Annotated in this window: 15 protein-coding genes; 13 read left to right on the top strand and 2 right to left on the bottom strand. The window is 64.1% G+C overall.

Going from position 1 to position 11,630, the window contains the following annotated elements; all coding sequences use genetic code 11:
• Window positions 1–524: 524 nt before the first annotated feature.
• Complete coding sequence (locus FJ426_RS27780) at window positions 525–704, bottom strand: YdcH family protein (protein ID WP_097571999.1); 180 nt, start codon at window positions 702–704, stop codon at window positions 525–527.
• Window positions 705–944: 240 nt separating this feature from the next.
• On the opposite strand from FJ426_RS27780, the gene FJ426_RS27775 reads away from it, so the two are divergent.
• Window positions 945–1,148, top strand: coding sequence for a YdcH family protein (locus tag FJ426_RS27775; RefSeq protein ID WP_140500489.1), 204 nt, complete (start codon window positions 945–947; stop codon window positions 1,146–1,148).
• 2 nt (window positions 1,149–1,150) lie between these two features.
• Here FJ426_RS27775 and FJ426_RS27770 read toward each other — a convergent pair whose 3' ends face one another.
• Window positions 1,151–1,945, bottom strand: a complete 795-nt coding sequence (locus tag FJ426_RS27770) for an IclR family transcriptional regulator (protein ID WP_140562407.1) — start codon at window positions 1,943–1,945, stop codon at window positions 1,151–1,153.
• Between the two features lie 129 nt (window positions 1,946–2,074).
• On the opposite strand from FJ426_RS27770, the gene FJ426_RS27765 reads away from it, so the two are divergent.
• The 12 genes from FJ426_RS27765 to FJ426_RS27710 all read left to right on the top strand — a co-directional run bounded on the left by FJ426_RS27765 (window position 2,075) and on the right by FJ426_RS27710 (window position 11,538).
• A complete protein-coding gene (locus FJ426_RS27765; protein ID WP_140500486.1) occupies window positions 2,075–2,956 on the top strand; it encodes a transporter substrate-binding domain-containing protein in 882 nt (293 codons plus the stop codon).
• 90 nt (window positions 2,957–3,046) lie between these two features.
• A complete protein-coding gene (locus FJ426_RS27760) occupies window positions 3,047–3,712 on the top strand; it encodes an amino acid ABC transporter permease (protein WP_140500485.1) in 666 nt (221 codons plus the stop codon).
• A gap of 1 nt (window position 3,713) precedes the next feature.
• The gene (locus tag FJ426_RS27755) at window positions 3,714–4,364 is read left to right on the top strand and encodes an amino acid ABC transporter permease (protein ID WP_140500483.1); all 651 of its coding nucleotides are present in this window, start codon (window positions 3,714–3,716) and stop codon (window positions 4,362–4,364) included.
• A 2-nt stretch (window positions 4,365–4,366) separates the two neighbouring features.
• Window positions 4,367–5,161 carry an amino acid ABC transporter ATP-binding protein gene (locus FJ426_RS27750; protein ID WP_140517594.1) on the top strand — a complete coding sequence of 265 codons (795 nt, stop codon included), beginning with the start codon at window positions 4,367–4,369 and terminating at the stop codon, window positions 5,159–5,161.
• 38 nt (window positions 5,162–5,199) lie between these two features.
• Entirely contained in the window at window positions 5,200–5,661 is a 462-nt protein-coding gene (locus tag FJ426_RS27745; protein WP_140517593.1) for a RidA family protein, read from the top strand.
• Window positions 5,662–5,685: 24 nt separating this feature from the next.
• Window positions 5,686–6,891, top strand: a complete 1,206-nt coding sequence (locus FJ426_RS27740; RefSeq protein WP_140517592.1) for an aminotransferase class V-fold PLP-dependent enzyme — start codon at window positions 5,686–5,688, stop codon at window positions 6,889–6,891.
• A 405-nt stretch (window positions 6,892–7,296) separates the two neighbouring features.
• Complete coding sequence (locus FJ426_RS27735) at window positions 7,297–7,836, top strand: sigma-70 family RNA polymerase sigma factor (RefSeq protein WP_140500476.1); 540 nt, start codon at window positions 7,297–7,299, stop codon at window positions 7,834–7,836.
• Window positions 7,833–8,726: an anti-sigma factor gene (locus FJ426_RS27730; RefSeq protein ID WP_140676860.1), complete on the top strand. Its 894-nt coding sequence runs from the start codon at window positions 7,833–7,835 to the stop codon at window positions 8,724–8,726. The genes FJ426_RS27735 and FJ426_RS27730 overlap by 4 nt, the downstream gene beginning before the upstream one ends.
• A 94-nt stretch (window positions 8,727–8,820) precedes the next feature.
• The gene (gene purE, locus FJ426_RS27725) at window positions 8,821–9,318 is read left to right on the top strand and encodes a 5-(carboxyamino)imidazole ribonucleotide mutase (RefSeq protein ID WP_140562403.1); all 498 of its coding nucleotides are present in this window, start codon (window positions 8,821–8,823) and stop codon (window positions 9,316–9,318) included.
• Window positions 9,315–10,391, top strand: coding sequence for a 5-(carboxyamino)imidazole ribonucleotide synthase (locus FJ426_RS27720; RefSeq protein WP_140500470.1), 1,077 nt, complete (start codon window positions 9,315–9,317; stop codon window positions 10,389–10,391). Before purE ends, FJ426_RS27720 begins: the two co-directional genes overlap by 4 nt.
• 274 nt (window positions 10,392–10,665) lie before the next feature.
• Window positions 10,666–10,791, top strand: a complete 126-nt coding sequence (ykgO, locus tag FJ426_RS27715; RefSeq protein WP_125004464.1) for a type B 50S ribosomal protein L36 — start codon at window positions 10,666–10,668, stop codon at window positions 10,789–10,791.
• A 108-nt stretch (window positions 10,792–10,899) separates the two neighbouring features.
• A complete protein-coding gene (locus FJ426_RS27710; RefSeq protein ID WP_140562401.1) occupies window positions 10,900–11,538 on the top strand; it encodes a hypothetical protein in 639 nt (212 codons plus the stop codon).
• The last annotated feature ends 92 nt before the right edge of the window (window positions 11,539–11,630 follow it).

Below are 11,630 nucleotides of genomic sequence, written 5' to 3'. Positions count from 1 at the left end.
TCCACTTGGACGCACAAAAGCGCGCTCCGGGCCGATGCGCTGAAGTCCGGGCATGAGGTGGAGGAGCAAAGATGGCTTGTCAATGGCGACAGGTCGCCACTGGCCGCAATCGATGCCGCCGCCGGTTGCTCGGCGCCCGACTTTTATCGCTCGCTTGCGTCGGCCAATCGGCTACCTGGCGATTGGCAGGCCCCATCGCTTTGTCTTTCCCGGAACGAGTCCGTCATTTCGGGGAGGAGCAAGGAGAAGAGCGACGCAGCGCAGTCCCAGAATCCAAGCCCTGACCTCAGAGCGCCGCGGCAAGGCGGAATTCTGCTCCGCTGCACTCTTCGGTCAGTTATGGTAAAGGGGAGCCGCGACGAGCTTCGCCCCTACTCGTCCTGGGACTAGGAAGTCGGAAGGCCTCTGCCTGGTACGAATATCTGTGATGGTCGAGCTGAAATCGAAGATCAAAACCACCAGTCCGGCGGCAATTGCCGCCGGCAGGAAAGACCCGAATGGTGAGCGGTTATGTCAGTGGGGCATCAATGCGTCGTGGGTTTGGCCCTCAGTTTTTCAATCTCGTCCTTGATTGCCAGCTTGCGTCGCTTGAGATTCACGATTTCCAGGTCGTCCACCGACGGGTGATTCATCGCGTCATCGAGCTCGCGTTCGATGTCGCCGTGTTTCCGCTGCAACTCATCAAGATGGGATGCAAGAGACATGATTGGTTCTCCCTTTCATGATTTCCTCGATTGCAGCCGCCAAAGGCGCGTCCACCGCAGGCTCGCTCTGTGACGGCACAATGACAGTGTGCCACCTTCGCGCAGCGATGTCGAATGATCCGTGGTAGCATTCCACGACAACGTGAAATGTGATATGGGCTGCGCGCCGGTGGCAGAGAGTGCCACCCCCCGCCCAATCAGGCCCAGCTTTGGGCGCCGCAGACGTGCAGACGGTAGAGAATGTCCGATCAGGAACAGGCCGATATTCGCCTCGAATTTTCCCGGCTGAAGCAGGAACACGCCGATTTCGACGCCGCGATCAATGCGATGATCGCCATGAACTGCGACCCGCTGCAGATCCAGCGCATGAAGAAGAAGAAGCTTGCGCTGAAGGATCGGCTGATGAAGCTGGAAGACAGGATCATCCCGGACATCATCGCCTGACTTCAGGTCCAGGCCGCGATCGAAAGCCGCGCCGCGCGTTCGCGCAACAGGGCCAGGAGTTCGCCTGTCTTCTCCTGCGATGTGTCGATGGGCACCACTAGGCACATCGTCGCCTCGACGGTGCCGGGTGCTGAAAACACCGGCGCGGCGAGGCATTTCGTATAGGCGTCGACGAGCCCCGAAGTGATGCAATAGCCGGTGGCTCGCGCCGTCGCTATGTCGGCGATGAAATCGTCCAGCCGCAATCTGCGGCCATCGGGCAGCATAAGGTCGTCTTCCGATATCATGGCTTCGATCCGGGCCTGTTCGAGGCCGGCGAGCAGCAGCCTGCCTGACGCGGTCCAGGGCAGCGGAATCTGCAATCCGGTGGCGGAGCTGATGCGGAACGGCCGGGTGCCCGGGCTCGAGTGGACGATCGTGTAGCGGCCGCTCTGCAGCATGCACAGTTCGGAGGTCTCACCGGTCTCGCGCGACAGGTTGTCGACCTCCTGGCGTCCTCGCCTCAAGAGGTCGTTGCCGCGCACATAATCCATTCCATAGAGATAGAGCTTCTTACCGAAATAGACGCGGTTGCCGTCGCCGGCCATCTCCAGGAGGCCCGCATCGACCAGCGATCGCACCAGTGTGTAGGTGGTCGAACGCGGCGCGTTGACCCCCTTGGCGAGGTCGCCGATACCGATGGCGCGCTGCGTCGAATGAAGGAACTCCAGAATCTCGAGCACCCGGTTGAGGCCCTTCTCCCGAGAGGCCGAAATCTTTGCGTCCGCTGAGACCGCCAAGGCGCTGCCATCTTGCATTGTCGATTCCTGATGTTAGTATCTGTCTTGTACAGGATACACTCGTCCCTTGTAAGAGACAATTTCTGTAACGATCCGGGTGCGCGTATTGCCTGTGCGTAGGGGAACACAACACGAAAGGAGGTCGCTGTGGACGACACATCCAAAAGGCGTGATTTTCTGAAACTGGGTATGGCCGGACTGGCAACGGCCGGCGTCATGAGCGCGGCGGCAACGGTCGACGTCCAGAAGGCGGCGGCGCAGGCTGCGCCCGATAGCCTGCTACGCACCGTGCTGGAGCGCGGCAAATTGATTGTCGGCACCGGAAGCACCAATGCGCCATGGCATTTCGAGAACGATGCCGGCGAACTCGTCGGCATGGACATCACCATGGGGCGCATCCTGGCAAAGGGCTTGTTCGATGACCCGGCCAAGGTCGAGTTCGTCATGCAGGACCCGGCGCAGCGCATTCCGAACGTGACGACGAACAAGGTCGACATCACCATCCAGTTCATGACCATGACCGCGCAGCGCTCGCAGCTGATCAACTTCTCCAGGCCTTACTACGTCGAGGGCGTCGCCTTGCTGACTTTGCCCGGCGCTGAGAACAAGACCTTCGACAAGCTGCTTGCCGCAGGCTCCGCGACGCGCGTTTCCATCCTGCAGAATGTCGACGCCGAATCTTCGGTGCATTTTGCCTTGCCGGAGGCGCAGGTGATGCAGATCGATACACAGGCCAACGTGCTGCAGGCATTGGAATCCAAGCGTGCCGATGCCGCTGCCGTCGACCTCTCCACCGTGCGCTGGCTCGCCTCGCGCAATCCGGACAAATACTTCGATGCCGGCAAGAGCTGGTACTCGATGCTTTATGGCGCGGCGCTCCGGCAAGGCGATCTCGATTGGCTGACCTTCGTCAATCAGACCTTCACCATCGCCATGTTCGGCCATGAAACGGCGCTCTATGACGCCGCGTTCAAGGACTATTTCGGGCAGGAGCCGCCGGCGCGCCACCCCGGCTTCCCGGTTATCTGACGTCATCGGCGGAAGGGCGCCGACCCTTCCGCCTTTTTTCCTGGCGACGCGGCCAGCTTTGCGTCACATCGGGAGCACTGAGGCCGACGCATGGGTTATGCGCTCAATTTCAACCTGATCTGGCGGCATTTCGACAAGCTGTGGGGCGGTCTGCTGCTCAGCCTGGAGCTCGCCGTCATCTCGATCGCCATCGGCATCGTCATCGGCCTGGTCCTGGCGGTCTGGTACGTGTCGGCCGGACGCATGGTGCGCGGCATCATTGCCGCCTATGTCGAATTCATCCGAAACGTGCCGCTGATCCTGCTCGTCTATCTCGTCTTCTACGGTCTGCCGACCGTGGTCGACATCGCCTACAGCGCGCAAACCTCGTTCGTCGCCACGCTGGCGCTCTACAGCGGCGCCTATCTGGTCGAGGTGTTCCGCTCCGGTCTCGAAGCGGTGCCGCGCGGCCAGCTAGACGCCGGCAAGGCGATCGGCCTGACGCCCTGGCAAAGGCTGCTCCATGTGCGCCTGCCGACCATGCTGCGCATCACGCTGCCGGCGCTTTCCAACACTTTCATATCGCTGTTCAAGGACACCTCCGTCGCTTCGGTCATCTCGGTGCCCGAACTGACCTTCGGCGCGCAATGGATCAACTTCAACACCTTCCGCATCGTCGAGGTCTATCTCGTCGTGACGGCGATGTATCTGCTGACCGGCTACGCCCTGCTTTACGCGCTCCGGCTCGTCGAACGATGGTTCAAGGTGGTGCACTAGCATGCTTGGCCAGATCGCCTACGCCTTGCCTTTCCTGGCTCAGGGTTTTGCGCTGACGCTTTGGGTGTCGCTGCTGGTCGTGACGTTCTCGCTCGTCGCCGGTGTCGTCCTTGGCGTCGGCCTGGTCTATGGCCCGGCGCCGGCGCGCTGGGCGGTGCGCATCTTCAGCGACACTATTCGCGGCATACCGATCCTGGTGCTCATCTTCTTCGTCTACTACGGGATGCCGGCCGTCGGGCTTCACCTGCCGTCCTTCTGGGCTGCCGTGCTGGCGCTGACCTTGTTCAAGACAGCCCAGGTCGTCGAATATCTCCGGGGCGCCGTCGGCTCCATCCCGAAGGGACAATCGGAGGCGGCAATGGCGATCGGCCTGACCTTCCGCCAGCGGCTGGCCCATGTCATCTTTCCGCAAGCGTTCAGGCGTTTCCTGCCGCCCTGGATCAATGGCGTCACCGACGCGGTCAAGGGCAGCGCGCTGGTCTCGCTGCTCGGCATCACCGATCTCATGCAGGCCATCAACCAGGTCATCGGCCGCACCTATGAGGCCATGCCGCTCTACATCCTTGGCGCCCTCATCTACTTCGCCGTCAACTATGCGCTTTCGCTTGCCAGCAGGCGGCTGGAGCGGCGTTTCTCCTTCATCCGGGAATAGCAATGTCCACAAGCTCGAACGATGCCCCGGCCCTTCTCGACATCCGCGATGTGTCCAAATCCTTTGGCGCCGTCCAGGTCCTGCGCTCGGTCAGCCTGCGCGTGGCGCGCGGCGAGGTGGTGACGGTCATCGGGCCCTCGGGCAGCGGCAAGACCACGCTGCTGCGCTGCGTCAACTTCCTGGAGAGCTATGACAGCGGGTCCATCCGCATCGACGGCAAGGAGGTCGGCTTCCGAGAAACCGGAGCCCGCCAGCGCCGCAGCGAACGCGACCTTGCCGCGATGCGCGCCGAGACCGGCATGGTGTTCCAGAGCTTCAACCTGTTTCCGCATCTCACCGCCGCCGGCAACATCATGCTCGGCCTCACCAAGGTGCGCGGCAAAAGCACCGTGGAGGCGCGCACGATTGCCGAACACTGGCTCGGCCGCGTCGGTCTTGCCCATAAGGCCGACAGCCTGCCGGCGGAGCTCTCCGGCGGCCAGCAGCAGCGCGTCGGAATTGCGCGCGCCGTGGCCATGGGGCCGAAAATCCTGCTGCTCGACGAGATAACCTCCGCCCTCGATCCGGAACTCGTCGGCGAGGTGCTTGAAGTGGTGCGCAGCCTCGCCGAGGACGGCATGACGATGGTGATGGTCACGCATGAGATGGCCTTTGCCCGCGACGCCTCGAGCCGCATCGTCTTCATGGCCGATGGCGGCGTCGGCGCGGTCGGCCCGCCGAAGGAGATTCTCGCAGCAGACGCCGAGAATGAGCGTCTGCGCAATTTCCTGGCGCGCTTCCGCGCCTCGCATTTCTGACATTGGATGGTTGACACCATCCCAAGGAGCCTTCTTCCATGACGCCTTACACCAGGCTCACCGAACTCGGCCTCACATTGCCCGAGCCGCCGACGCCCATCGCCAACTTCGTTACCCATGCCGAGAGCGGCCGGCTGATCTTCCTGTCCGGCCAGGGACCGCTTCGGGCCGACGGCTCGCTCTGCACCGGGAAGGTGGGCGAGGATGTGACGGTGGAGGAGGCTTATCAGCATGCCCGCCTCACCGGCCTCAACCTGCTTGCCGTCATGCATGCTGCCGCCGGCGATCTCGGCCGCATCGTGCGCGTCGTCAAGCTGCTCGGCTTCGTCAACGCCACGCCGACCTTCAGCGACCACCCCAAAGTGGTGAATGGCTGCTCCGATCTTTTCGCCGACGTTTTCGCCACGATCGGCGGGCATGCCCGCTCGGCGATCGGCGTCGGCTCCTTGCCGGGAAACATCACCGTCGAAATCGAAGCGGTCGTCGAGATCGCTGCCTGATCTGTCATCCACGGGATTGCTCACATGAAAACATATTCAGACACCGGCTCCAACACCACGATCCGCGAACGGCTCGGCCTTCGCCCGATCATCAACGTCTCCGGCACGATGACGGCGCTCGGCGCGTCGATCATCGTGCCTGAAGCGATCAGCGCCATGTCTGAAATGGCATCGCAATGGGTGGAAATGGACGATCTGCAGCGCGCCGCAAGCGCCGTCGTCGCGCGCCTCACCGGTGGCGAGGCCGGCTTCATCACCGCCTGCTGTGCCAGCGGCATCACCATGGCGATCGCCGGCGCGATGACGGAAACCAACCTGCTCGCCATCGAACGCCTGCCGGACGACACCGGCGACCTCAAGTCGGAGGTGATCATCCAGCTTGGCCACATCGTCAACTACGGTGCCCCGATCGACCAGTCGGTCCGCGTTGCCGGCGCCAAGGTGGTGCCCGCCGGCACGGTCAGCGTCACGCAGGACTATCATGTGCGCGACGCGATCAACGACCGCACGGCGGCAGGGCTCTATGTCGTCGCGCATCACACCGTACAATACGGCATGCTGTCGCTGGAGGAGTTCTGTGAAATCTGCCACGCCAGGGGCGTGCCGGTGATCGTCGACGCGGCTTCCGAATATGACCTGCGCGGCTTCCTGGCGCGCGGTGCCGACATCGTCATCTACAGCGGCCACAAATTCCTGAGCGGCCCGACCAGCGGCATCGTCACCGGACGCAAGGATCTGGTGCGCGCCGCCTATCTGCAGAACCGCGGCGTCGCCCGCGCCATGAAGGTCGGGAAGGAAAGTATCGCCGGCACCATGGCAGCGCTCGAAGCCTGGGAGAAGCGCGACCACGCCGGCATCCGCCGGCGCGAAGAGGCCGCCCTCAACCTTTGGAAGGATGCTCTGCAGGGTATCCCGGGCATTGGCGCGGAGATCATTCCCGACCCGACCTCCAACCCGCTCGACCGCCTGCAGGTCTTCGTGCTGCCGGAAAGCCGCTTCACCGCTGCCGGCCTAGCCTCGGCGCTTGCCGGTGGATCGCCGCCCATCATCGTGCGCAATCACGAGGTCGAACGCGGCCATTTCTTCCTCGACCCCTGCAATCTTCATCCCGGAGAGGCGGAGAGCGTCGCCGAACGGCTGCGCGCCCTGTTAACCGCGAAGGACCGGCCCGCCGACGCCATGAAGATTGCTCGCAAGGACTCTTCCGGCGCCTTGCGCTGGCCGGATTGAGCGCCAAGCGGACCAACGAACCCAAAGCACCGGCTGATCACGTAACCGTGAACAGCCGGATGCGTACGCGGCGGGAATAAATCTCGGCCGCAACGGGTCTCCTCGACATAGGCCGCTACAGGCGTTGAGGAGATCCGCATGTCCGTCATCATGAACACGACAGCGAACATGGCCGCGGCGTCGGCGGCCGCCATGTGCTGGAGCGCATGACCTCAACCGGCCTCTCTCCCATGATGCACGGCTTTCCCATTGCGCTTGACACTGGTGACGCAGATGAATTCACTTTCGCCACGGCAGGCGGCTTTGCCTGTTGCCGAGGGTTTCGCCCGCACGGGCGGGGCGAGACCGCCGGTATTGCTTGAAAGCGCACGGCCTGTTCCTCGTGGAGTATCGGATGGTGCTGCTTTGAGCGAGAAGGCCGGAGCCGAGCGCTTCAGCGAGGTGGTGCTGCCTCATCTCGGTGACGCGCTGGCGCTTGCCCGCTGGTTGACCGGCAATGGCGCCGATGCCGAGGACGTCGTGCAGGACGCCTGCATAAAGGCGCATGCGGGCATATCAGGCTATGCCGGCGGCAATGCCCGCGCCTGGCTGCTGACCATCGTGCGCAACACCGCCTATACCTGGATGTCGCGCAACCGGCCGCGCGGCATGTTGGCCGTCGGTGATCTCGGCGATCTCGACGAGATGGCGGCGGCACACGGCATCAGCGTGCCGGACGAATATGGTCCGGAGGCAAGCCTGATCGCCAAGGCCGACACGGTGGCGCTTGAAACGGCGATAGCAGCCCTGCCGCAGCCGTTTCGCGAGACGCTTGTGCTGCGCGACATCAGCGGCCTCAGCTATCGCGAGATAGCGGCCATGCTCGGCGTGCCGATGGGCACGGTGATGTCCAGGCTGGCTCGCGCGCGGAGCCTGCTTATGTCTGACCTGGGGAGAGCGCCATGACCATGCATGACGATGGACTGCCCAATGATCCGGAAGGCATCAGGCTGATGATCCACGCCCTCGTCGATGGCGAACTTGATGCAGCGGCCGCGCTTGCGGTGGAGCGGCGCATTGCGGCCGATCCGCGGCTTGCCTCGGAGCATGCCCGCATCGTGGCCTTGCGGGGCGCGGTCAGCCGCCTGCCGCACCCAGATGTCGGCGACGCCTTTCGCGCGCGCATCGCGGCCATTGGCGCCGCGCCCACCGCACAGCCGGCAGGCGGAACGGCCAAGCCGCAGCAGGGCTCGCAGGTGCTCCCAGGGGTGCTTGCCCCGGGCGGGGGAGGCCAGAGGCGAAACGCCGATACGCGGCTGTCACCAAGTCGAGCGCGCCGCTTCGGCTCGTTCGACTGGCGCGCTCTTGCCGCCTCGATCATGATCAGCGCGGTGCTGGCCAGCGGGGCAACGCAATGGGTGATGGTCAACGGCGCGTCCGACAGCTTCGCCGCGGCGGTCGCCAGCGGCCATCGCCGCAGCCTGCTTGCCGCCAGCCCGATCGACATCGTCTCGTCGGATCGCCATACGGTAAAACCCTGGCTCGACGCCCGGATCGGCGTGTCGCCGCCGGCACCGGATCTTGCCAAGGACGGTTTTGCGCTGATCGGCGGCCGGGTCGAGGTGATTTCCGGCCGCCCGGTGCCGGCACTTGTCTACCGCCACCGCGAGCATCTGATCACGCTGGTCGCCGAACCTCAGCAGGGCGGCAAGGCCAGCGAGCCTGACGATCTTTCCTCGGGCGGCTTTTCGCTGGTGCAGTGGAGCGACGGCGCCTTCTCCTACTGGGCGATCTCCGACATGGAGCGGCCCGAACTCGACGATTTCGTTGCCTGCTTCCGCAAGGCTGCGGCATAGGCCGATTTCCCGGCCGGACCCCGGCAATGCCCCGCATCCTTGCCGCCGCCGCCGAATTCCGCTAAGGCGCGCCTTTGTCGCCGGGAGCAGAAGCTTGGACGGTCAACGCGTCGACGTCGCCATCATCATGGGCAGCCAGTCCGACTGGGCGACCATGCGCCATGCCGCCGAGACACTGGAGGCGCTTGGCATCCCGCACAAACGGCTGATCGTCTCGGCGCACCGCACCCCCGACCGGCTCTATGCCTTCGCCAAGGGCGCCAAGGCCGCCGGCTACAAGGTCATCATCGCCGGTGCGGGCGGTGCGGCGCACCTGCCCGGCATGACGGCGGCGATGACACCGCTGCCGGTGTTCGGCGTGCCGGTGGAATCCAAAGCCCTGTCGGGACAGGATTCGCTGCTGTCCATCGTCCAGATGCCGGCCGGCATTCCGGTGGGGACGCTGGCCATCGGCAAGGCCGGTGCTGCCAATGCAGCCCTATTGGCTGCCGCCGTTCTGGCGCTCAACGACGACAAGCTTGCCGGGCGGCTCGATGCCTGGCGCGCCTCGCAGACCGCCAAGGTCGCGGCCGAACCCACGGACACGCCGTGAGCCTGCCCGCCGGATCGACCATTGGCATCATCGGCGGCGGCCAGCTCGGCCGCATGCTGGCAATGGCGGCCGCTCGCCTCGGCTACCGCACCGTGGTGCTGGAGCCGCAGCCGGATTGCCCCGCGGCACAGGTCGCCAACCGTCAGGTCACGGCCGCCTACGATGATCCCGCCGCGCTTGCCGAATTGGCCGAGGCAAGTGCCGTCGTCACCTATGAATTCGAGAACGTTCCGGTTGCCGCCGCCGAGGCGCTCGCCGCAAAGGTGCCGGTCTATCCGCCTGCGCGCGCGCTTGATGTGGCGCAGGACCGGGTGACCGAAAAGACATTTCTCAACGGCATCGGCATTGCCACGGCGGATTTCCGCGCGGTCGACAATGACGGCGAGCTGACCGCAGCGCTGAAATCCTTTGGCGGCAGCGGCATATTGAAGACGCGGCGCATGGGCTATGACGGCAAGGGCCAGCGCGTCTTCCGTGACATGCAAGCCGGCGGCTTCGCCGGCACCTGCGAGGCCATGGGCAGCGTGCCGCTGGTCCTCGAGGCCTTCGTTTCCTTTGAGCGCGAAGTCTCCGTCATCGCCGCGCGCGGCATCGATGGCGTCGTCGCCGCCTACGATCCGGCCGAGAACGTCCACCGCAACGGCATTCTCCACACATCGACCGTGCCGGCCGCGATCGCGCCCCGGACAGCCGAGGCGGCCCGGACAGCGGCGGTGAAGATCCTGTCGGCGCTCGACTATGTCGGCGTCATCGGCGTCGAGTTCTTCGTGCTGGCCGATGGCTCGCTGCTGGCCAACGAGATCGCGCCGCGCGTCCACAATTCAGGCCACTGGACGGAAGCCGCCTGCACCGTTTCGCAGTTCGAGCAGCATATCCGCGCCGTGGCCGGCCTGCCGCTCGGCGACCCGCGACACCATTCCGACTGCGTGATGGAGAACCTGATCGGCGACAATATCTCGCGCGTTCCGGAATTGCTGGCGGAGCCCGACCTGATGCTGCATCTCTACGGCAAGGCCGCAGCGCGGCCCGGCCGCAAGATGGGCCATTTCACCCGGATCAGCCGCCGCGCCTGACAGCAATCTCGACGCCGCGAGCTACCGGGCAGGAAAACTCGGCGCATGGCGTTCTCAAGTCACGTGGCGACCACCACATCATACCAGCCGGTGCCGAGCCATTGGCCGATTGCGGATATTTGACGACACCGGGCATTCATCTCCGCTACCGGGCATGCTTGCGGTTGACACGGACAAGGCTCCTCGTTTATGAGCCACCCACAGTTCAAAGGCGCGTCTTCTGGCGCGCCTTAAAATTTCGACCCGGACCGGGTCCACACCGACAGGCAAGACCATGAAGATCAAGAATTCGCTCAAGGCGCTGAAGGCGCGTCATCGCGACAACCGTCTGGTTCGCCGCAAGGGCCGCGTCTACATCATCAACAAGACCGCCCCCCGCTATAAGGCGCGCCAGGGCTGAGCTTCGTCGCGAGGCTTTTGCCTCCGCAGTTGGTGTTTATCGTCGGTCCGCCGGCCGTTCACGCTAAAATCAGTTTGACGTTCCGCCGCCCGGGACTAGATTCGGGCGATGCGGATTCTTTTTGCATTTTTGACGGTCCTTCTCTTTTGCAGCGCCATCTCGTTGCCGGCGCGGGCCGATGATCGGGCGGTCATGCAAGCGGCCCCGGAGCCGGCGCCTCCGGATGCCCAGCCAGTGCCGCAAGCCGCGCCTCCCGCAATGAACAGGGAAGCCCGCCTCGACAAGCTGTTTGCCGATCTCAAGCGCGAGCGCAACGAAAAGGCGGCAGAGCGTATCGCCGGCATCATCTGGAGCGAATGGTCCCAGTCGGGCAGCGCCTCGATCGACCTGATGATGCAATGGTCGCAGAAGGCGCTCGAGAACCAGAAATTCGACGTAGCGCTCGATTTCCTCGACCAGGTGGTCACCTTGCAGCCGGCCTATGCCGAGGGCTGGAACCGGCGCGCCACGGTGCATTTCATGATGAAGAACTACGGCAAGTCGATGTCCGACATCGACCATACGTTGCAACTCGAACCACGCCATTTCGGCGCGCTGTCGGGCCTGGCACAGATCATGACCGTGACCGGACGCAAGCAATCGGCGCTCGAGGCCTGGCAGAAGGTCCTTGCCATCTATCCGATGCTGCGCAGCGCCCAGGACCAGGTCGGCACGCTTTCGGAAGAGCTCGCCGGCGAAGGCATTTGATATTTTAAGGCAGTAGGGAAATAGGGCAGTAAGGCAGTAGGAAAGAGATCGCCCGGAAATACTTGCCCTACTCCCCTACTCCCCTACTCCCC

The organism is Mesorhizobium sp. B2-6-4 (assembly GCF_006441495.1).
In the GTDB taxonomy this organism is placed as follows: domain Bacteria; phylum Pseudomonadota; class Alphaproteobacteria; order Rhizobiales; family Rhizobiaceae; genus Mesorhizobium.
Note: the sequence above shows the minus strand (reverse complement) of the source record. Positions and strands in the feature narration are given on the sequence as shown.

Bases quoted from the DNA above. Each gene is read 5' to 3' on its own strand.
- FJ426_RS27780 (WP_097571999.1), bottom strand. From the start codon at position 704: ATGTCTCTTGCATCCCATCTTGATGAGTTGCAGCGGAAACACGGCGAC.
- FJ426_RS27775 (WP_140500489.1), top strand. From the start codon at position 945: ATGTCCGATCAGGAACAGGCCGATATTCGCCTCGAATTTTCCCGGCTG.
- FJ426_RS27770 (WP_140562407.1), bottom strand. From the start codon at position 1,945: ATGCAAGATGGCAGCGCCTTGGCGGTCTCAGCGGACGCAAAGATTTCG.
- FJ426_RS27760 (WP_140500485.1), top strand. From the start codon at position 3,047: ATGGGTTATGCGCTCAATTTCAACCTGATCTGGCGGCATTTCGACAAG.
- FJ426_RS27755 (WP_140500483.1), top strand. From the start codon at position 3,714: ATGCTTGGCCAGATCGCCTACGCCTTGCCTTTCCTGGCTCAGGGTTTT.
- FJ426_RS27750 (WP_140517594.1), top strand. From the start codon at position 4,367: ATGTCCACAAGCTCGAACGATGCCCCGGCCCTTCTCGACATCCGCGAT.
- FJ426_RS27745 (WP_140517593.1), top strand. From the start codon at position 5,200: ATGACGCCTTACACCAGGCTCACCGAACTCGGCCTCACATTGCCCGAG.
- FJ426_RS27740 (WP_140517592.1), top strand. From the start codon at position 5,686: ATGAAAACATATTCAGACACCGGCTCCAACACCACGATCCGCGAACGG.
- FJ426_RS27730 (WP_140676860.1), top strand. From the start codon at position 7,833: ATGACCATGCATGACGATGGACTGCCCAATGATCCGGAAGGCATCAGG.
- ykgO (WP_125004464.1), top strand. From the start codon at position 10,666: ATGAAGATCAAGAATTCGCTCAAGGCGCTGAAGGCGCGTCATCGCGAC.
- FJ426_RS27710 (WP_140562401.1), top strand. From the start codon at position 10,900: ATGCGGATTCTTTTTGCATTTTTGACGGTCCTTCTCTTTTGCAGCGCC.